This is a genomic window from Celeribacter sp., from assembly GCF_048259695.1.
GTDB lineage: Bacteria > Pseudomonadota > Alphaproteobacteria > Rhodobacterales > Rhodobacteraceae > Celeribacter.
Genome location: NZ_JBLXHL010000001.1, coordinates 399435 through 418580 on the forward strand (window position 1 = coordinate 399435; position 19146 = coordinate 418580).

Genomic DNA, 19146 nt, shown 5'->3' on the forward strand with positions numbered 1-19146 from the left:
CACGCGAAAAGGAGAGACAACCATGCCTTGGGATCGCAATCAAATGGCGGCACGCGCCGCACTCGAACTGCAAGACGGCACCTATGTGAACCTCGGCATCGGCATTCCGACGCTTGTGCCAAATTTCATCCCCGAGGGCGTAACGGTGACGTTGCAATCCGAAAACGGGATGCTCGGGATGGGACCGTTCCCCGTTGAGGGCGACGAAGACGCCGACCTGATCAACGCAGGCAAACAGACCATCACCGAGCTGCCGCAGACCTCCTATTTCGACAGCGCCACCTCATTCGGCATGATCCGTGGCGGCAAGATTGCCATGGCGATTTTGGGCGCGATGGAAGTGGACGAAAAGGGCGATCTGGCCAACTGGATGATCCCGGGCAAACTGGTCAAGGGCATGGGGGGCGCTATGGACCTCGTTGCCGGCGTGGGTCGCGTGGTCGTGGTCATGGATCACACCAACAAACACGGTGACAGCAAATTGCTCAAGACCTGTACCCTGCCGCTCACGGGTCAGGGCGTTGTGGATCGCGTCATCACCAATCTGGGCGTTCTGGACGTGGTCGACGGCGGATTGAAGATCGTCGAATGCGCCGATGGCGTTACCGAGGCCGAGCTACGTGCCGCAACCGAAGCCACAATCATCGACTGATCCCAAAGCACCGGTTCTGACAAGGACGGCCTCCGCACCCTGCGGGGGCCGTTTTGCATTGCGGGTGATTGTTCATCATTTAGAAACAGCACCATATTCTTGCCCCATTTTGTCGCTAGATACACAGGCAATCAATCGACCCTTTTGTGAAACGACATCGCCACATGCCCGCCCCAATGCCCCCGACCCCAATGCCAAAACCCGCGACCGCGTGGCGCGACCGCGCCATCATGCTTGGCCTTTTGGCCTTGGTTGTGGTCGGCCTCATAGGGGCGGCGGCGGCCACGGGATGGGACGAAACATTGGCCCAAATCCGCAAACTGTCGGTGTGGCAAGTCTCTGCGCTGTTGGGCCTGTCCTTGGCCAATTACGTCCTGCGTGGCGTCAGGTGGCACCTTTTTGCCCGACATTTGGGGCTGGACTTGTCCTTTTTCGACAATTTGCGCCATTTCCTTGGCGGGTTTGCCATGACCGTCACTCCGGGACGGGTGGGCGAGTTGGTCCGGATGCGGTGGATCAAACGCGAAACGGGTTGGGCGATGGATCGCACCGCCCCGCTCGTCCTTGTCGACCGCGCTTCCGATCTGGCAGCGATGGCGATTTTGATGGGGGCGGCATTGCTGTCCTCCGGCACCACCATCACGGGCGGGCCGTTTGTCACGGCTCTGGCCCTTGTCGCCGCCTTTGTCGTCACCCGTCCGCGCCTTTTGGCCGCGACGGCGACATGGGGCCACCGCGCCACAGGCAAGACGCCACGCGTTTTTGCCCGCGTGCGCCGCGCCGCACGATCGCTCGATCCGTTTTCACGCGGCGGGGTTTTGTTTGCGGGATCGGTCTTTGCCCTGTTTGGTTGGCTCGCCGAAGGCATCGCCTTTTATCTCCTGCTCGACTGGATGGGCGCGGATGTCTCCGTTGCCACAGCCATCGCCATTTTCCTGTTCTCCACACTCGCCGGCGGCCTGACGGGCGCACCGGGCGGTGTGGGCGGCGCAGAAGCGGCCATGATCGCCCTTCTCGCCCTTGAGGGCGTACCGCTCACCATGTCGGTCCCCGCCACAGCTATCATTCGCTTGACCACCCTCTGGTTCGCAATTGCGATCGGTGTGTTGGTCTTCCCCCTCGCAGAACGCAAATCTTTGAAGGTCTCCGATGACTTGGAAAACGCTTAACTACACCGGATGGGGCCGTGCGCGCACCGCCACGGGCGAGGTCGCCCGCCCTGAACGTCAATCCGCTCTGGCACGTATGGTGGCGGGCGTGACCGCGCCCGCATTCGGCATGCGCCGGTCCTACGGCGATGCCGCGCTCAACGACGAGGGTCGTGCCTATGATATGACGCGCCTTGACCGTGTCATTGCCTTTGATGCCGCCACGGGCGTAGTCGAGGTCGAGGCAGGGATGCCCATCGGCGATCTCGGGCGGACCTTTGCGGGCAAAGGATGGATCCCCCCCGTCATGCCCGGCACCGGATTTGCCACCATCGGCGGCTGTATCGCCAACGATGTCCACGGCAAAAACCACCACACCGCAGGCACCTTTGGCGAACATGTCACCGAGATCACGCTGATTCAGGGCGACAAAACGCGCAAAATCACCGCAAAATCCGCACCTGATCTATGGCAAGCAACCATCGGCGGCCTTGGTCAAACGGGGGTTATCGCCTCGGCAAAACTGCAACTCATGCCCTGCAAGGGCGACATGATGGTGCTGACCGAACGCCGTATCGACGGGTTTGACGAGTTCCTCGTCGCCTTTGACGACAGCAAAACCGACTACACCGTGGGATGGATCGACGCGACCGCCAAGGGCAACGCGCTCGGGCGCGGCATCTTGGAAGAGGGCGAGATCACATCGGGTGTGCACGCCAAAAAGGATAAAACCCGCGAAGTGCCGTTCAACGCGCCAAGTTGGGCGCTCTCTGCCCCCATCGTGCGCCTGTTCAACGAGTTGTATTTCCGCCGCGTTCCCGCGAGCGGACGCACAAGCGTGAAACCGATTTCCGAGCCGTTCTTTCCCCTCGACGCGATCCATAACTGGAACCGCCTGTACGGCAAAAAGGGCTTCAACCAATTTCAATGCGTGGTACCACTGGACCAAACCGCCTGTCTGCGCATTATGTTGGAACGCATCGCCAATTCCGGCCTCGCCTCTCCACTCGCCGTCCTCAAAAAGATGGGCGCCGGACGGGGCGGTTACATGTCGTTCCCGATGGAGGGCTATACGCTCGCCGTTGATTTCCCGAACCGTCAGGGGGCCGAGTTCCTTATTCAGGAATTGACAGATCTGGCCCGTGACGCCGGCGGGCGGATTTATTTCGCCAAAGATGGCGTGGCCTCGGCGGCGCAAATCGCGGGCATGTACCCCGATCATGCCAAATGGGCCAAGACCGTGAACAAAGCCGACCCTGATCGCCACCTTGAGACAGATATCGTGCGCCGCCTGAGCCTGCGCGATCCACAGGAGACAGTGTAATGAAAACCACCTGGATCATCTTGGGGGCGACGTCATCAATGGCCCGCGCCCTGAGCCGCAAACTGGCCGCCCGGGGCGACACCGTTTTGCTATGTGGCCGCGACATGGACGACCTTGCAGCCAGTGCCGCCGATTGCGTGGCCCGTGGGGCCGCGGGGGCCGAGGCCTTGCCCTTTGACGCGCGCAAGATCGACACTTTTGCACCCATTATCGCGCGGGCGACATCGCAAGAGGGAGAGATCAACTGCGCCGTCTTCGTCGGCTCGATGCCATCCCAAGACGCGATTGACGCCGACCCGTCGCTGATTGAGGGCGTCATTCAGGACAGCCACACCGGCCCCGCCGCCTTTTTGCAAATGCTCGCCCCCGAAATGGAGGCCCGCGGCCAAGGCACCGTTGTGGGCGTCGGGTCCGTTGCGGGGGACCGTGGCCGCATCGGCAACTATGTCTACGGGTCTGCCAAAGCGGGCTTTGCCACCTACCTATCGGGCCTGCGCAATCGCCTGACCCGCGCGGGCGGCCATGTTGTCACCGTCAAACCCGGGTTCGTGGATACCGCGATGACATGGGATGTCGAGGGCATGTTCCTCGTCGCCGCCCCCGAAAAGGTCGCGGACGACATTCTCAAAGCCGTCGCAAAGAAGCGCAACGTGATCTACACGCCGTTCTTCTGGCGCTACATCATGTTGATCATTCGCCACATCCCCGAAGCCATATTCAAAAAGATGAGCATCTAACGCCGAAGATCTGGCCCACACTTATAATAATGACGACCCAAGGGGCGCCCGCTGTGGCGCCCTTTTGCTATTCACTGCGCAGTGCGTTGGTGGCGAACACGCAGCCGTCGGAATACAGATCCGGCGGCGTCACACATAGCCCCCGCGCCACCTGCCACGCCGCAAGCACCTTTGGCACATAGGCACGGGTTTCGGCGTAGGGCGGCGGGCCTTGGTGCTTGCTCACGGCATTCTCCCCCGCATTATACCCCGACAGCGCAAGCGCCAGATCCCCGTTGAAATGCGTGAGCAACCAATCGAGGTAGGCAATGCCGCCTTTGATATTTTGCGACGGGTCAAGCGGATCGGTCACGCCAAACCGCGCAGCGGTGGCGGGGATCAATTGCATCAACCCTTGTGCCCCTGCCCCGCTTTGTGCATCGGCCTTGCCCGCGCTTTCGACCGCCATAACAGCCAAAGCCAAGGCGGGGCTGACATTTGTCCCGATCGAATGGACGAGCAAATCGGAGCCGTAAGCATTGGCAATGTCGGTCACCTGTTGGAACGAGGGCCTGGACAGGCCGACCGCTTGCGGGGCCTCGAGCGCCTTGAGCGCAAGGGCGAACCGTTCGGGAGCGGCCCCCGTCACATCATGCGGCACCGCATTCCAGAACCAGTCCTGCAAATCGGCGGGGACCTCGGGATCGGTGCTGACGGGCACCGGATTGGCTGCAACTGCGGTCCCGAGCCCCTGTTGACGGGCGATATCGGCGGGGCGGATTTGCACGGTGATGCGTTTGGACGCCCCCCCCACAGGCACCCCGATACGTTTTGGCGTGACTTTACCCCAAGCGGGTGCGGTGGCCACCGGCGTCCCGCCGAGCCTTTTGGGAACAATCGGTCCGCTCGTGTCCTGGGCGATGGCGGGCGCGGCCAGAATCACACTGCCCAACAGACAGGTAAAAAGCGCGATGCGCGGCGAGGGGCGAAAAACTACCAAGAATCTGGACCTGACTGCTCGTTACGGCCGCGTTGGATCGGACCTGTTTGTTGCAGAATGGCAAAAAATGCCCCTCTCGACCAGTGATTAGAGACATTTTGCGATCAATTGCATTTGAATATTAATCTTCTTTTTACCCTCCAAGCAAATTTTCTGAAATTGGTTAAAATTTAAAATTGTTAAATTTCAACAGCTTAACTACTAAACTCATTAAAATTTTCAGTGTTCCAAAAACGTACCAATGCTGCCCAACTCTCGCCCCAGTTCGGGGGCCATATAGCCTCATCGAAACGCAGACAGCGACACATTGGCAAGGGAAACGCCAACGCCGAAGCGCCAAGACGTGGACATGAAATCAAACGACCCTAGGAGGGATCACTATGAAATTTTTCAAACTCGCAAACCGCTTTAACCGTGACGAAGATGGCGCCGTGACCGTGGACTGGGTCGTTCTGACCTCCGCCGTTGTTGGCCTCGGTGTTGCAGTTCTCACAACTGTTGCAAACGGTACGAAATCGCTCGGCTCCACCATCTCCGGTGACCTCGCTTCGCGCACTGTTCAGTCCTACACCGAGTAAGGCATTCGCCTGATCGACTGGAGCCGCAAGGCCCGGACGCAAGACCACAAAGCCGCGCCCCGAGGGGCGCGGCTTTAACCATTCACCCTGGGCATCATTGCGCCCTGCCCGTGTGACCACCGCAGCCCCCCCGATGGTGCTGACAACAAGGCCCGCACCAATCGCCGCCTTCGGGCGTTATTGTGCAAAAATCCTTTTCAACGCCGCGCAATGACCACCGACATGCCACATTTGAGGGGCATATTGACGGGGAAACGCTCGCGGCTTTCGAACGAAGCCCTAAGCAAGAGGAAATACACATGCGTCTTATTTTTGGACTTGTTCTTGTTATCGGCATGGCCCTCGCCGGGTTTGCTGTTCACATGACCCGCGGGTACATGTCGACCTATCAAGCGGAACTTGCCGCAGAAAAGGCAAACCGGTCTCAAATCGTCCAGACCGAGGATATCTATGTCCTGACCAAAAGCATCTCCTATGGCGATGCCGTCACAATGGATCTGGTCAAAACCGTACGTTGGCCCGTGGAAAGCATGCCCGAGGGTGTATTCCGCACCGAAGAGGAGCTTTTCCCCCAAGGTCCGGACGAACCACGGATTGCCCTCCGCGCCGCCGAAGCGATGGAACCGGTTCTGGCCGTCAAAGTCACCGCGCCGGGTGAGGACGCCGGCGTGGCCTCGCGTCTTGGCCAAGGGATGCGGGCCTTTGCGATCTCTGTGGATGTCTCCACAGGGGTGTCCGGCTTCCTGCGCCCCGGTGACCGCGTTGACGTCTATTGGAGTGGCCGCCTACCGGGCTCGCAAAGCGAAGTGACCAAGCTCATTCAGTCCTCTATCCCGCTTGTTGCCGTTGACCAGACATCTGACGGCGAACGCAAATCTCCCACCATTGCCCGTACGGTTACGGTCGAGGTGACCCAGTCCCAAGTGGCCGCTCTGGCACAGGCCCAGTCCTCCGGTCGCTTGTCTCTCGCCCTTGTCGGACGCGACGACCAGACCACCATCGGCGCGGTCCAAGTGGACCAGAACTCGCTTTTGGGCATCGAGGAACAAGTGATGGTCGAAGCGGAACGCGCCCGTGTCTGTACCGTGCGCACCCGAAAAGGCGCCGAAATCATCGATATGCCGATCCCGTGCTCTAACTAAAGGGGCTCGCCCCACCCCACGGTATCGGGCGGCGCATCTCATCAGGTGCGCCGCCTTTTCAACAGGTTAATACGCGAAAACAGAGGCCCGCCCGCCACACCGGCCCCCTCGACTGTGCCTCATTCACATCACGAAAAGCCGCCAACAGATTGATTCTTGCAAAAAATTGCCGTTTGGCGCATGTTGTCCGTAATCGGGGCGCTAGACCCTATTTTTTGAGGCGTGGTCACAGAGGCAGGATCACATGAAAATGATGAATATCTTAAAGGCCGCTCTACTTGGGTGTGCCGTTATCGGTGCAACTCCTCACGGAGCCTTTGCAGACAAACTTCGTGTTATGACAGGCGCGCCCTCCGGTACGCTCAATGTTCCCATGAACCGCGCGGTTGTGGTCGAAAGCGATGAACCCTTCGCCGAGATCTCGGTGGCCAATGCGGAAATCGCGGATATCTCGACCCTGTCGGATCGCTCGATCTATGTTCTGGGCCGCGCCCCGGGGCGTACAACCATGACACTGTTGGCCCCTGACGGTTCGTTGATCACCAACGTCCAAATTCAGGTGACACCCGACATTACAGAATTCAAAGAGCGCCTGCGCCAGATCATGCCCGGCGAAGGCATCGAAGTGCGCACAGCCAATGACGGCATCGTCCTGTCCGGCATCATTTCATCGGTGACTCGGATGGAGCGCGCGGTTGAACTGGCCGAACGCTATGCCCCCGGCCGTGTTTCCAACCTGATGAGCATCGGCGGCACACAGCAGGTCATGCTCAAAGTACGCTTTGCCGAAATGGCCCGCTCGGTTTCCAAAAACCTCTCCTCTTCGGTGGGATTCCTCAACGATATTAACGTCATCGATCCCACCACCGGTGCGATCGACATTGCGACCAACTGGTCCGGTGGCTCGACCGGCACCCTGATCGGATCCGGCAACGGGATCACCGGTGCGCTCACCGCGAAAGATGATGCACTCGGCGCGATCAAGTTCGGCGGCTCTCTGGGCGGTGTCGAATTGGCCGTCGTCCTCGAGGCCATGGAACAAAAGGGCGTTGTACGCACCTTGGCCGAACCGAACCTCACGGCCCTGTCGGGTCAACAGGCCAAATTCCTTGCCGGTGGCGAATACCCCATTCCGGTGCAAACGCCCGATGGTATCGTGATCGAATACAAACCCTTCGGTGTTGAACTTGAATTCATTCCGCGCGTGGTCAATGGCGACCAGATCAATCTCGAACTGAAAGCCGCCGTATCCGGCATCGACAGCACCGTCAGCTACGCCATCGACGGCTTCTCGCTCAACTCGTTCAAACGCCGCGAAGCTTCGACCACGGTCGAAATGCGCGACGGACAGAGCTTTGCCATTGCAGGCCTGTTGCAAGATGACTTTCAGGACCTCAACGGTCAGGTGCCATGGCTCGGCGACATCCCCGTTTTGGGGGCCTTGTTCCGCTCGATGGATTACCAACGCGCCCAATCGGAACTTGTGATCATCGTGACCCCGCACCTCGTATCACCGACCTCCGGAGCTGCATTGGCCCTGCCCACGGATCGCGTTCGCATCCCGACGGAATCCGAGATGTTCCTGTTTGGCAAAACATTCGGCGGCACGTCCAAAGCCCAAGCGGGTGGTGCGGGCGAAGTGGCGAAACAGGACTTCCAAGGGTCCTATGGCTACGTGATGGAGTAATCAGATGCGTGTAACAACAAAATCCGCTCTCGCGGCCTCGGCCCTTTTGGCGCTTTCTGCCTGTAGCGACTCCAAAGTTTTCTCCGGCTTTTACGAAGAAGCCGGCGGCTACCTCGATGCGGGTCAGTTTGGCAATGCAACGATGAACAACACCCTGGTTCAAAACGGCGAATTGAAATACGCCGTGAACCTCAACGAGCGCTTTGCCTCTGCGGTGCCGACAACGGTGAACTTCGAGTTCAACTCCGCCGTTCTCGATGCGGCATCACGGTCCGTGATCCGCCGTCAGGCACACTTTATCTCGCAATTCCCCGAAGTCCGTTTCCGTGTCTACGGCCACACCGATCTGGTCGGCTCCGAAGGCGCGAACAAGCGTCTCGGGTTGCGCCGCGCACAGGCTGTTGTGACCGAACTGGCCCGCCTCGGGATCTCCAAATCGCGCCTCGAAGCCATGGTGTCCTACGGCGAAACCCAACCCGTCATCGCCACAGAGGCGGCCGAACGCCGCAATCGCCGCACCGTCACCGAAGTGTCCGGTTTTGTGCAAAGTGATCCGATCGTGATGGACAGCCGCTACGCCGATATTGTGCATCGCGAATACATCGAGAGCGCCACATCGCAGTCCGAATTGATTAATTTCGGTGAGGAACAAACTGAGTAAATTTTCAACAATGTTCTGAAATAGCGAATTATTACGCGATTTTGGCCCCATTGTTGCCCACTTTCCCCGTCACCTTCTTCTTATTGGGAGCAGTATGTCCGACCCCCGAGTCGGACTGCGCGCCAAGGGAAAAGGTGGCGGTTTTCGTTTAAAACCAATCACTCGACCTTAGGCGCTCCGACAAAGAGAAGGACGCAGGCAATGACGAGTGAAACTGCATTGCAGACCAACGCACCCCTGGTGGCATGCACCATCAGCCGCGATGTGCAAAACTTCGATCTTTTGATCGAGGACATGGAGGACGCACTGGGCGAAGCCTGGGGTGATCTTTCGTTCGAGGACGCACGCCAATTTTTCCGTCAACCCGACAGCGGCAGCCTCAAATTTGTGGCTGTGGCCATCGATCAGGAGGACGAAGGCGCGTTGGCCATGATCGCCGACCTGATCAAATCGGCCCGCACGCAAGGCGTTAAAGTCATTTTGATTGCGGACGAGGTGTCGCCGATGGCGCTGCACCAGTTGTTGCAATTGGGCGCCGAGGATTTCATCCCCTACCCGCTCCCCGAGGGCGCACTGGGCGAGGCCATCGAGCGCCTTGACCGCCCCGAGAAAGCCCCCGCCGTTGAATTCATCGACACCTCTGCGGGACAGCTGTACGGCAAATCCAAAAGCAACCGCAACGGTGCCGTCCTTCCCGTACAGGCCGTCTGCGGTGGCGCAGGAGCCACCACATTAGCCGTGAACCTCGCGTGGGAATTGGCCAATGTCGAAAAGAAAGCGCCACAGCCGCGCGTTTTGTTGATCGACCTGAATCTGCAATACGGATCGGTCTCGACCTACCTCGATCTGCCGCGCCGCGATGCGGTCTACGAACTTTTGACCTCCACCGAATTAATGGATGACGACAGCTTCCGTCAGGCTCTGGTCGAGTTCAACGACACGCTGTCCGTGATGACCGCGCCCCCCGATTTGCTACCGCTCGACTTTATCAACAGCGAAGACATCGAACGCCTTCTCGCCATGGCGAAATCACAATTCGACTACGTCATCGTTGATATGCCGACAACTCTGGTCAACTGGACCGAAGCCGTCTTGACCGCCTCCGAGTTCTATTTCGTCCCGTTCGAATTGGACCTGCGGTCGGCGCAAAACATCATGCGTCTGCGCACGGCTCTTCAGGCCGAAGACCTGCCATGGGACAAATTGCGGTTCTTGTTGAACCGTGCGCCGAAAGGCATGGACCTGACCGCGAAATCACGGATCAAACGCCTGTCGGAGAACCTTGAAATTGCCATCGACGTGCAGCTTCCCGACGGAGGGAAAATCGTTCGCGAAGCCTGTGACCAAGGTTTGCCACTTGCCCTTGAGGCCGCCAAGTCACCGTTACGCAAGGAAATTATGAAACTGGCAGCATCGCTGCACGCACACCAGGCCGAACATCTGGAAGCCGCCGAATAAGGCCGCCCAACTCCCCCGAGGAATACCGAGCATGTTTTCGAGATATAAAAAAGATGACGCCGCAAAGGCGCAACCCGTGGCCGAAAAAGCCGCCCCCGTGGCCGCCCCTGTTGTTCCGGGTGCCGCACCACAAAAGGTGGCCGTGACCCGCCGTGACAATTCGCGCCCCGCACAAGTCGTTCCCGCGGACAAGGAATTGAAACGCAAGGAGCGCATTTCCGACATCAAGGTCGAGATGCACAAGCGCCTGCTCGAAGATCTCAACCTCGCGGCCCTCGAACAGGCCCCCGAGAAAGAATTGCGCGCCGAGATTTCGGCCATCACGGCGGAGGCCCTCACCGATCTCGGGATGGTGCTCAACCGGGATGAGCGCGCGACATTGAACCAGAACCTCTATGACGAAGTGCGCGGTCTTGGCCCGCTTGAAACGCTTTTGAAAGACGACACGGTCAACGATATTCTCGTCAACGGCCCGCAACAGATTTTCGTCGAGCGCGACGGAAAATTGCAACTTACTGATATTACGTTCAAAAACGAAAAGCACCTGCTGCGCATTATCGACAAGATCGTCTCCGCCGTGGGGCGCCGCGTCGATGAAAGCAACCCCTACGTTGACGCCCGTCTGGCCGATGGGTCGCGTTTCAACGCCATGGTCCCGCCCGTGGCCGTGGACGGCTCGCTCGTCTCCATCCGTAAATTCAAAAAAGAAAAACTGGCCATCGACGACCTCGTGCGCTTTGGCGCCTTTACCGAGGAAATGGCCGTCTATTTGCAAGCCGCCGTGTCTACCCGTCTCAACGTCATCGTGTCGGGCGGGACGGGTTCGGGGAAAACCACCACCCTCAACGCGCTGTCCTCGTTTATCGACGACGATGAACGCATCCTGACGATCGAAGACACCGCCGAACTGCAACTGCAACAAACCCACGTGGGCCGGATGGAAAGCCGTCCGGCGAACGTCGAGGGCAAAGGTGCCGTGTCACAGCGCGATTGTTTGAAAAACGCTCTGCGGATGCGTCCCGACCGCATCATCGTCGGGGAAACCCGTGGCGAGGAAGTGATCGACATGCTTCAGGCCATGAACACGGGCCACGACGGGTCAATGACCACAATCCACGCCAACTCGGCACGCGATGGTGTGTCGCGTCTGGAAAACATGATCGCCATGGCCGGAATCGAAATGCCGCTCAAGGCCGTGCGCTCGCAAATTTCGTCGGCTGTGAACCTCATCGTTCAGGCCTCGCGTCTGCAAGACGGCTCGCGCCGCATGACCTCGATCACCGAAATCACCGGTATGGAAGGTGACGTGATCTCCATGCAAGAGGTCTTCCGCTATCAGCGCACGGGCCTCACCCCCGACAATAAAATCATCGGCCACTTCACCGCCACCGGCGTGCGCTCCCACTTCTCCGAGCGGTTCCGCATGTGGGGCTACGATTTGCCGCCCTCGCTTTTCGAACCTACGAAACCCTCATAAGCCAGTAAGGAAACCCCATGGTCCTCACTATTGAACCGATCATCTACGGGATCGTCTTCGTCGCGGTACTCCTGCTTGTCGAGGGCATCTATCTCACCATTTTCGGCAAGAGTATCTCGCTGAATTCAAAGGTAAACCGCCGCTACGAATTGCTTGAAAAGAACGGGGACCGCGAACAGGTCCTCAACCAGCTCCGCAAGGAGATGGGCCAACACCTGCGTTCGCGCCAGATCCCTCTCTATTCCATTCTCGCCGAGAAAGCGCAAAAGGCCAACATCGCCTTTACACCGGCACAGCTGTTGATGGTGATGGGGTTTTTGGGGTCATTTGCCTTTGTCGGTCTGACCATCGGCACCGCCACCTCTGTGCCTGTGCGTGCGATGGTGTCCGTGGTGATTGGTGTCGGCGCCGTGTTCGTCTGGATCAACGGCAAGGCCAAAAAGCGTCTCGCCATGATCGAAGAGCAATTGCCCGATGCGGTCGAATTGATGGTGCGTTCCTTGCGCGTCGGCCACCCGTTTGCCAACGCGCTCAACATTGTCGCCAAAGAGGTTCCCGATCCCCTTGGCACAGAAATGGGCGTGATCGCGGACGAAAGCGCCTATGGGCGTGACGTCGGCGAAGCCCTCAAGGATATGGCCGAACGCCTTGATATGCAGGATTTGCGTTTTCTCGCCGTCGCCGTGTCCATCCAACAGCAATCAGGGGGCAACCTCGCCGAGGTGCTCGACGGTTTGGCAAAGGTGATCCGCTCGCGCTTTAAACTGTTCCGCCGCGTCAAAGCCATTACAGCCGAGGCACAGTGGTCGGGAAAGTTCCTGTCGGGTTTCCCGCTTGGCGCGTTGATCCTGATTTCGGTCGGCAAACCCGACTATTACGACACGGTCAAAGACACCGCGGCCTTTATCCCCGCCGCGCTGATCGTTGCCGGTTTCCTCGTCGCCAACATCTTCGTGATGAAGGTCCTCGTGAATATCAAAGTTTAAGCCGACCCCAAAAGGACAGAACCCATGACGGATCTTTTCACACAACTCCTCGGCGAAGAGCTTGGCCCCTTTGGACCGCTGATCGTGATCGGCGTATTGGGCGCGGTCATGGTGCTCGGCGCGTTGATGATGCTGATGAACAAACGGCGCGACCCGTTTGACCGCCTCAAGGACTCGACCCATAGCAAAGCCCTCAACGCCAAGGGCGCAAAGCTGCGCGACGACAAAAAGGTCGACAAGCTTGAAAAATACGCCGCCTTTCTGGAGCCTCAGAACGAAGAGGAATACTCCGCCTCCCAACTGACGATGATCCAGGCGGGCTACCGTGGTAAAAATGCGGTTCGCATGTTCCACTTTTCCCAACTCGCAATGGGTTTGGGCCTGTTGGCCTTTGGTCTCACGCTCGCATTGATCAAAAGCTCGACACAGGAACTGTCCACCCAAGCGATGATCATGCACATCGTCATCCCCGGTGCGGCGGGGTACTATTTCCCGAAATACTGGGTGACGCGCCGCGTTGAAACCCGCAAGGAAGAGATCACCAACGGGTTCCCCGATGCGCTCGACCTTATGCTTGTATGCGTCGAGGCCGGCCAATCACTCGACCAGTCCATCATCCGCGTGGCCAAAGAAATCCGCTCCGGCTTTCCCGCCCTCGCCGATGAGTTTGAAATCGTCAGCTACGAAATCAAGGCCGGTAAGGATAAGGTCAACGTGCTCAAGGACATGTCCGAACGTGCGGGCGTGGCCGATGTCGCCTCCTTTGTGACCGTTTTGATCCAGTCGCAAGCCTTCGGGACGTCCATTGCCGACGCCTTGCGGATTTACGCGGCAGAAATGCGTGATAAACGTGTGATGCGTGCCGAAGAGGCCGCAAACAAGTTGCCTACAAAGATGACCCTTGCCACAATGATGCTCACCGTGCCGCCGCTGTTGATCATCCTGATTGGCCCGTCGGTCTATGACATCTACAAGCTGCTCAACACCACAACGTTCTAGCGAACACACGCGGTGGCGCGGCAAACCGAGCAAGGACGCCTCTACATGCCGCGCCGCCCGATCCATCGCCCTCTCGCCGCAGCCCTTGCTGTGGCGACCCTGACTTTGGCCGCCTGTGGAACGGGCGGCCTTCATCCGGTCAAGGGCAGCCCCTACGCGCCGCGCAGCATCGGCGGTACCGCCGCCTCGGTCGACGGGCTTTTGGTCGGACACCGTTTGATGGAAGCGGGCGAATACGAACTGGCTCTCAAATCCTATTACCGCGCTGCGGGCGATCAGGGCGTGACCGTCGACACCTTGTCCGCCATCGGGTCCGCCAACCTCAAACTGGGGCGCTTGGGGCAAGCCGAAAGCATTCTACGCCGCGCCACCGACATGGACGAAACCTTTGTTCCGGCCTGGAATAATCTGGGCGTTGTCCTCATGGAACGGGGCAATTACGGCGAGGCCGAACGGGTGTTTCGCATCGCTTTTGCCCTCGATAGTGGCCAATCTGCCGATATTCGCGACAATTTACGCTTGGCGCTCGCCAAGATCGAAAACCCTGCATATAGTGACGAAAACGAAAGTGATTTCGCTTTGGTGCGTCGTGGCACGGGGGATTATCTCCTACTGGCACGCTAGGTGGACCATGGGGACAAACCCCGCGCCATGACAAAAGGACCCGAAAACGGGCCGCGTCATGGTCATAAAACGGCCCCTTGAGCAGACAAGCGAAACGAGCAGACATAAAGGGTGGCAGGCACCATGCGCAAAATTGTAATGATTTCGCTGGCTCTTACGGGCGCGATGGCTCTTTCGGGATGCGACGGCGCAATGTCCGAAGTGAAGCGGGCGAAAACAGGCGTCAACGTGATTGACGAAAGTAACCTCAACGAATTGATGCTCGGCGCGGCGGACCCCAACGAGGCGGTCTCCTATTTCTCGCGCTCCGTGGCTCAGGACCCATCGCGTGTGGATCTCAAACGCGGACTCGCCAAATCCCTGATCCGTGCGGGCAACGCCGATGCCGCCGTTCAGGCATGGGAAGCCGTGATGAAACACGACGACGCGACAAGCGATGACCGTGTGGATTACGCCGACGCCCTCATCCGCGTGGGCGACTGGAAAGGTGCAGAGAAACAACTCAACGCCGTTCCGCCCACCCACGAGACCTACAAACGCTACCGCCTTGAGGCGATGATTGCCGACAGCAATCAGGAATGGAAAAAGGCCGACAGTTTTTATGAAACCGCGGCAGGCCTCACAACCAAACCCTCGTCGGTTCTCAACAACTGGGGCTATTCGAAATTGACACGCGGTCAGTTCAAAGAGGCCGAAGTTCTGTTCGGCCGCGCGATCACCTACGATCCATCGCTTTTCACCGCCAAGAACAACATGGTTCTGGCCCGCGGCGCACAGGGCAAATACGACTTGCCCGTCGTCGAGATGACCCAGATCGAGCGCGCACAACTGCTCTACACTCTCGGCCTGTCGGCGGTGAAGTCGGGTGACACGATCATGGGCAAAGGTCTGATCAAGGAAGCCATCGAGACACATCCACAGCACTTCGAGGCCGCCGTGCGTAGCTTGCGCGCCCTTGAGGACAATGTGACGAACTGATGTTGACGCTGACAACAGGTGCGGCGCTGTGGTTTTTGATTGCCACTGCGCCCGTTGCCTTTCTCTCCGCCTTCAACGACCTCAAACGCATGAAGCTGCCCAACGGGTTGGTGATGGCTCTGGCCGCGATCTATGTGATCACAGCGCCGTTTTTCCTGTCGTTCGATCAGTACCTATGGGGCTTTGCCCACGGGGTTATCATGTACGGCGTGGGCATGTTCCTGTTCATGTTCGCGGGGGTCGGCGCCGGCGACGGTAAATTCGCCGCCGCCATGTCGATGTTCATTCCTGTTGCGGATGTGATGCCCGTACTGATGGTTTTCTGCGCCTATCTGCTCGGCGCCTTTGCCGCGCACCGCCTGTTGCGGTCCATCCCCGCCGTGCGCCGCGCCACCCCCGATTGGGTGTCATGGGGCCACAACAAATTCCCGATGGGCCTCGCCCTTGCGGGGACGCTTTTGACCTATTTCGCACTCGCCGCATTTACCGGCTAACGCCGCCTTGGCCGCATTTACCGGCTAACGCCGCCTTGGCCGCGTTTACCGGTGAGCGCACCTGCTACTCGTCCTTAATAATCGGATAAACCAAAAACGCATCATCGTGGATCGCGGGTTTCAACCGTAGCCCTGCTGCCTCCAACGCCTTGAGCGATGTGGTGCGATAGGCCGCCGACGCGGGACACAGCGGGACGAGGATTGCATCGGCATTCTCAAGGCCCGGTGTGCCGTCATAGTACCACGGTGCGCCACCTTCGAGCGGGGTAAACCCGCCGATCATCCACACCATCGACGACACATCCGCCACGTAAAACTGTGTCTCGGGCGGGTAGTTCAACGGCGGTTTTTTCAACTGCGCCGCGATATAGCGGTCCATCGCCGCATCCCCCGACACCAGAGTGCAACGCGGCAAATCCTCACCCATAAATGTGGTCACATCGCGGGCTTTGCTCTCGACCTCATAGGCCGCAAGCGCGGGGATTTCATCCGCAAGAACACGCCGCGCAAAGATGACCGACGAGCGTTCGTCAAATACAAACACATCCCCCGTTTTGGGGTGGCCTGCAATCTGGACATTGTATTTCTCTGTGTTCTCCGCAAAGTGGCGAAAGGGGCTCGTCACGATGTTTTGCAACGACGGCATAATCAACGCAAAGGCCACAAGGGCAAGCGCCCCGAGCGCGGTTTTGCCCTCGGTATTGAACACCACCCGCACGCCCCGCTCGGGACGATGCGCGAGCAGGTAAACGGTCAGAAAGACCAGCCACTTGGGGTCATTGCCAAAGTTCTGGTAGGTCACGTAGATGAACCCCGGCACCAACAGCATCAGCAACAACCCCGCGCGGTCCTGACCGCTCTGGCGCAGCACGATGACCGACAGGATCGCCACAAGCGTCGCCACAAGGAACCGTGGCCCGTTGATCACCTCGGTCAAGGGCGCACCCGGCGCGGATCGTGTTTCGGATCCCGCAACAACCAACAAATCGCCGATATAGGCCTCGAAAATGCCGACCCCGAACACCACCGCAATCAGTGCCGCACAAACCGCTCCGGTAACAAGCCCCGCGACAAGCGTGGAAAAGGCGCGGCGCATCAACAGCGCCAAAACAACCGGTACGAAAAACGCGATGAAATAGGTGGGCTTGCTCATCGCCATCCCCGTGAGCGTCAGAGCAATGAACACCCCGTCAAGCCAGGGATGGAGACGGTCGTCATGCGGGGCCATGATCGCGAGCAAAAGCGCGACAAAGGCCATCACCCACGCCCACCGGTTGTAATACATCGACACCGAAATCGACAGCGTATCCTCGCCATGCACGAGCGCCAGAACCATCGCAACACTCACAACGCCAAAGACCCACGACGCAAGCCCCGTCAGCCGCGAGGTCCCAATGCGCCAGATCATCGGCGCGAGGAGTACAGCCACCAAAATCTGCCCCGCGATAAAGGCCTGACCAATGCCGAACCCCGCCTTGGCCATCAGGGCCGCGGGCAAAAGGGCGACCAACCCGATCGGGGTTTCGAAATCAATATGCGGCACAGCCCCCGCCCACATCCGCGCAACCATATCGACCATATAGGCGGTGTCGCCCTCATAACGATCGACATAAAGCCCGCCTTTGGCCAATCCGAACCCGCCCAGAACAGCGATCAAAGCCATGAGAACCAGTGCGTAGCGCGTGGGAGAAATTCGGGTCATATGTGGCGTGCCTTTGGTGGGATTTACCGGATCATTGGATCATGCGGCCAAACTAAGGGCAAACGCGGCATCACAAAAGGGACAAAGACCTGAAATCGGCCTTATTGGTGCCGAATTTCCCCTCTACCCAAGGAGCGAACCACCCAATCGGCTGCGCTGTTGCGCGGCGTGAGCAATACGAGAGACTGTGCGATGAATATGCAAGTGCAACCAAACGTCCTGGCCCCGACCCAGCCTAAAACGTTGGCCGAGACAGGCCTCAACATGGTGATGATGCGGGATATCTTGCTCAAAACCATGTTTCGCACCAATCAGGAGCATGTGACCCAACTGTCGAACGCCATGTGCCTGTCCGCGAGCCTGACCCAGGACCTCGTGGACAATGTGCGCGAGCAAGGCCTCGTTGAGGCCACCGGCACGTTGCACGCGGGCTCTGGGTCCGAAATGGGGTTTCGCCTGTCCGATACGGGCAAGGCCCGCGCCCTCGACGCGTTGTCACAGTCCGAATATTTCGGCCCGATGCCAATCCCGCTCGAACGCTACGCCGAGCAGGTCAAAAAACAATCCGTGCGCAACATGATGATCACCCGTCAAGCCCTCGTCGCGGCGATGGGCCATCTCATTTTGCCGCCCGACCTGTTGGACCAACTCGGGCCTGCGGTGGGTGCGGGGCGCTCGATCCTGATGTACGGCCCTCCCGGCAACGGCAAGTCATCTATTTCAAACGGCATTCGCGATGCCTTGGGCGATCTGATCTATGTGCCGCGCGCGATTGAATATAACGGCATGGTCATCACGGTTTATGACCCGCTGATGCATGTCCGCCGCGAAGACGACGAGGACAGCACGACCGCCTTGCGCCGCACCGCCAACCGGTTTGACCGCCGCTATGTGCGCTGTGAACGCCCGACGGTGGTCACGGGGGGCGAGTTGTCCCTCGATATGCTCGACCTCGTTTACAATCCGACCGCACGGACCTATCAGGCGCCGCTGCAACTTAAATCAACCGGCGGCATTTTCATCGTCGACGACCTTGGTCGTCAGGAGGATCCACCGCAAAAACTCGTCAACCGCTGGATTGTGCCGCTCGAAGAGAACAAGGATATTCTGGCGCTTCAGTCGGGTGAAAAGTTCGAGGTGCCGTTCGATACGCTCGTGATTTTCTCCACCAACTTCCACCCCAACGAGATTTTCGACAAAGCAGCCTTGCGCCGTATTTTCTACAAAATCAAAATCGACGGCCCCGATCAGGCGGGCTTTCTCAAAATCTTTGCGATGGTGGCCAAGAAAAAAGGCGTGCCGCTCAATGAGGCCGCCCTCGTTTATCTCCTCAAAAAGAAATACGCGACCATCGACAACGTCTATGCCAACTATCAGCCCGTGTTTTTGATCGACCAGATCATGGCGATTTGTGACTTTGATGGCCTGCCCTATCAAATGACACCTGAGCTGATCGACCGTGCATGGGCGAATATGTTCGTGAAAGAAAGCCACTTCGATCACTGACACGCACCGCGTGG

General features: G+C 58.7%; 18 protein-coding genes. 16 read left to right on the forward strand and 2 right to left on the reverse strand.

Going from position 1 to position 19146, the window contains the following annotated elements; translation table 11 throughout:
- Positions 1 to 22 precede the first annotated feature (22 nt).
- From ACN0Q0_RS01930 to ACN0Q0_RS01945, 4 genes are all read left to right on the forward strand, one after another.
- The gene (locus ACN0Q0_RS01930; RefSeq protein WP_417241660.1) at positions 23 to 652 is read left to right on the forward strand and encodes a 3-oxoacid CoA-transferase subunit B; all 630 of its coding nucleotides are present in this window, start codon (positions 23 to 25) and stop codon (positions 650 to 652) included.
- 191 nt (positions 653 to 843) lie between these two features.
- The gene (locus tag ACN0Q0_RS01935) at positions 844 to 1821 is read left to right on the forward strand and encodes a lysylphosphatidylglycerol synthase transmembrane domain-containing protein (RefSeq protein WP_417241661.1); all 978 of its coding nucleotides are present in this window, start codon (positions 844 to 846) and stop codon (positions 1819 to 1821) included.
- Positions 1802 to 3124 carry an FAD-binding protein gene (locus ACN0Q0_RS01940; protein WP_417241662.1) on the forward strand — a complete coding sequence of 441 codons (1323 nt, stop codon included), beginning with the start codon at positions 1802 to 1804 and terminating at the stop codon, positions 3122 to 3124. Before ACN0Q0_RS01935 ends, ACN0Q0_RS01940 begins: the two co-directional genes overlap by 20 nt.
- Positions 3124 to 3861 carry an SDR family oxidoreductase gene (locus ACN0Q0_RS01945; protein WP_417241663.1) on the forward strand — a complete coding sequence of 246 codons (738 nt, stop codon included), beginning with the start codon at positions 3124 to 3126 and terminating at the stop codon, positions 3859 to 3861. Before ACN0Q0_RS01940 ends, ACN0Q0_RS01945 begins: the two co-directional genes overlap by 1 nt.
- A 67-nt stretch (positions 3862 to 3928) precedes the next feature.
- Here ACN0Q0_RS01945 and ACN0Q0_RS01950 read toward each other — a convergent pair whose 3' ends face one another.
- A complete protein-coding gene (locus ACN0Q0_RS01950; RefSeq protein ID WP_417241664.1) occupies positions 3929 to 4840 on the reverse strand; it encodes a lytic transglycosylase domain-containing protein in 912 nt (303 codons plus the stop codon).
- A 380-nt stretch (positions 4841 to 5220) separates the two neighbouring features.
- Between ACN0Q0_RS01950 and ACN0Q0_RS01955 the strand changes: the two genes are divergently transcribed.
- The 11 genes from ACN0Q0_RS01955 to ACN0Q0_RS02005 all read left to right on the forward strand — a co-directional run bounded on the left by ACN0Q0_RS01955 (position 5221) and on the right by ACN0Q0_RS02005 (position 15924).
- Entirely contained in the window at positions 5221 to 5418 is a 198-nt protein-coding gene (locus ACN0Q0_RS01955; RefSeq protein ID WP_417241665.1) for a Flp family type IVb pilin, read from the forward strand.
- Positions 5419 to 5717: 299 nt separating this feature from the next.
- Positions 5718 to 6560, forward strand: coding sequence for a Flp pilus assembly protein CpaB (gene cpaB, locus ACN0Q0_RS01960; protein WP_417241666.1), 843 nt, complete (start codon positions 5718 to 5720; stop codon positions 6558 to 6560).
- A gap of 244 nt (positions 6561 to 6804) precedes the next feature.
- On the forward strand, positions 6805 to 8247 hold the full coding sequence (locus tag ACN0Q0_RS01965) for a type II and III secretion system protein family protein (protein ID WP_417241667.1): 1443 nt from the start codon (positions 6805 to 6807) through the stop codon (positions 8245 to 8247).
- Between the two features lie 4 nt (positions 8248 to 8251).
- Positions 8252 to 8908 carry an OmpA family protein gene (locus ACN0Q0_RS01970; RefSeq protein ID WP_417241668.1) on the forward strand — a complete coding sequence of 219 codons (657 nt, stop codon included), beginning with the start codon at positions 8252 to 8254 and terminating at the stop codon, positions 8906 to 8908.
- 201 nt (positions 8909 to 9109) lie between these two features.
- The gene (locus ACN0Q0_RS01975; RefSeq protein WP_417241669.1) at positions 9110 to 10366 is read left to right on the forward strand and encodes an AAA family ATPase; all 1257 of its coding nucleotides are present in this window, start codon (positions 9110 to 9112) and stop codon (positions 10364 to 10366) included.
- A gap of 31 nt (positions 10367 to 10397) precedes the next feature.
- The gene (locus ACN0Q0_RS01980) at positions 10398 to 11843 is read left to right on the forward strand and encodes a CpaF family protein (RefSeq protein WP_417241670.1); all 1446 of its coding nucleotides are present in this window, start codon (positions 10398 to 10400) and stop codon (positions 11841 to 11843) included.
- Between the two features lie 17 nt (positions 11844 to 11860).
- Entirely contained in the window at positions 11861 to 12829 is a 969-nt protein-coding gene (locus tag ACN0Q0_RS01985) for a type II secretion system F family protein (protein ID WP_417241671.1), read from the forward strand.
- A 24-nt stretch (positions 12830 to 12853) separates the two neighbouring features.
- Positions 12854 to 13828: a type II secretion system F family protein gene (locus tag ACN0Q0_RS01990; RefSeq protein WP_417241672.1), complete on the forward strand. Its 975-nt coding sequence runs from the start codon at positions 12854 to 12856 to the stop codon at positions 13826 to 13828.
- A 45-nt stretch (positions 13829 to 13873) separates the two neighbouring features.
- Complete coding sequence (locus tag ACN0Q0_RS01995) at positions 13874 to 14452, forward strand: tetratricopeptide repeat protein (protein WP_417241673.1); 579 nt, start codon at positions 13874 to 13876, stop codon at positions 14450 to 14452.
- A 123-nt stretch (positions 14453 to 14575) separates the two neighbouring features.
- Positions 14576 to 15430 (forward strand): tetratricopeptide repeat protein, encoded by an 855-nt coding sequence (locus tag ACN0Q0_RS02000; protein WP_417241674.1) that lies wholly within the window; start codon positions 14576 to 14578, stop codon positions 15428 to 15430.
- Positions 15430 to 15924 carry an A24 family peptidase gene (locus ACN0Q0_RS02005; RefSeq protein WP_417241675.1) on the forward strand — a complete coding sequence of 165 codons (495 nt, stop codon included), beginning with the start codon at positions 15430 to 15432 and terminating at the stop codon, positions 15922 to 15924. The genes ACN0Q0_RS02000 and ACN0Q0_RS02005 overlap by 1 nt, the downstream gene beginning before the upstream one ends.
- A gap of 64 nt (positions 15925 to 15988) precedes the next feature.
- Here the strand turns inward: ACN0Q0_RS02005 and ACN0Q0_RS02010 are convergent, their stop codons facing one another.
- Positions 15989 to 17626, reverse strand: a complete 1638-nt coding sequence (locus ACN0Q0_RS02010; protein ID WP_417241676.1) for a hypothetical protein — start codon at positions 17624 to 17626, stop codon at positions 15989 to 15991.
- Positions 17627 to 17818: 192 nt separating this feature from the next.
- Between ACN0Q0_RS02010 and ACN0Q0_RS02015 the strand changes: the two genes are divergently transcribed.
- Complete coding sequence (locus tag ACN0Q0_RS02015; protein WP_417241677.1) at positions 17819 to 19132, forward strand: ATPase; 1314 nt, start codon at positions 17819 to 17821, stop codon at positions 19130 to 19132.
- Positions 19133 to 19146: the final 14 nt, after the last annotated feature.

Excerpts from the sequence above, each read along its gene's own strand:
- ACN0Q0_RS01970 (WP_417241668.1), top strand. The coding sequence starts at position 8,252 with ATGCGTGTAACAACAAAATCCGCTCTCGCGGCCTCGGCCCTTTTGGCG.
- ACN0Q0_RS02000 (WP_417241674.1), top strand. The coding sequence starts at position 14,576 with ATGCGCAAAATTGTAATGATTTCGCTGGCTCTTACGGGCGCGATGGCT.
- ACN0Q0_RS01955 (WP_417241665.1), top strand. The coding sequence starts at position 5,221 with ATGAAATTTTTCAAACTCGCAAACCGCTTTAACCGTGACGAAGATGGC.
- ACN0Q0_RS01990 (WP_417241672.1), top strand. The coding sequence starts at position 12,854 with ATGACGGATCTTTTCACACAACTCCTCGGCGAAGAGCTTGGCCCCTTT.
- ACN0Q0_RS01945 (WP_417241663.1), top strand. The coding sequence starts at position 3,124 with ATGAAAACCACCTGGATCATCTTGGGGGCGACGTCATCAATGGCCCGC.
- ACN0Q0_RS01975 (WP_417241669.1), top strand. The coding sequence starts at position 9,110 with ATGACGAGTGAAACTGCATTGCAGACCAACGCACCCCTGGTGGCATGC.
- ACN0Q0_RS01940 (WP_417241662.1), top strand. The coding sequence starts at position 1,802 with ATGACTTGGAAAACGCTTAACTACACCGGATGGGGCCGTGCGCGCACC.
- ACN0Q0_RS01930 (WP_417241660.1), top strand. The coding sequence starts at position 23 with ATGCCTTGGGATCGCAATCAAATGGCGGCACGCGCCGCACTCGAACTG.
- ACN0Q0_RS02015 (WP_417241677.1), top strand. The coding sequence starts at position 17,819 with ATGAATATGCAAGTGCAACCAAACGTCCTGGCCCCGACCCAGCCTAAA.
- ACN0Q0_RS01965 (WP_417241667.1), top strand. The coding sequence starts at position 6,805 with ATGAAAATGATGAATATCTTAAAGGCCGCTCTACTTGGGTGTGCCGTT.
- ACN0Q0_RS01995 (WP_417241673.1), top strand. The coding sequence starts at position 13,874 with ATGCCGCGCCGCCCGATCCATCGCCCTCTCGCCGCAGCCCTTGCTGTG.
- ACN0Q0_RS01980 (WP_417241670.1), top strand. The coding sequence starts at position 10,398 with ATGTTTTCGAGATATAAAAAAGATGACGCCGCAAAGGCGCAACCCGTG.
- ACN0Q0_RS02010 (WP_417241676.1), bottom strand. The coding sequence starts at position 17,626 with ATGACCCGAATTTCTCCCACGCGCTACGCACTGGTTCTCATGGCTTTG.
- ACN0Q0_RS01985 (WP_417241671.1), top strand. The coding sequence starts at position 11,861 with ATGGTCCTCACTATTGAACCGATCATCTACGGGATCGTCTTCGTCGCG.
- ACN0Q0_RS01935 (WP_417241661.1), top strand. The coding sequence starts at position 844 with ATGCCAAAACCCGCGACCGCGTGGCGCGACCGCGCCATCATGCTTGGC.
- cpaB (WP_417241666.1), top strand. The coding sequence starts at position 5,718 with ATGCGTCTTATTTTTGGACTTGTTCTTGTTATCGGCATGGCCCTCGCC.
- ACN0Q0_RS02005 (WP_417241675.1), top strand. The coding sequence starts at position 15,430 with ATGTTGACGCTGACAACAGGTGCGGCGCTGTGGTTTTTGATTGCCACT.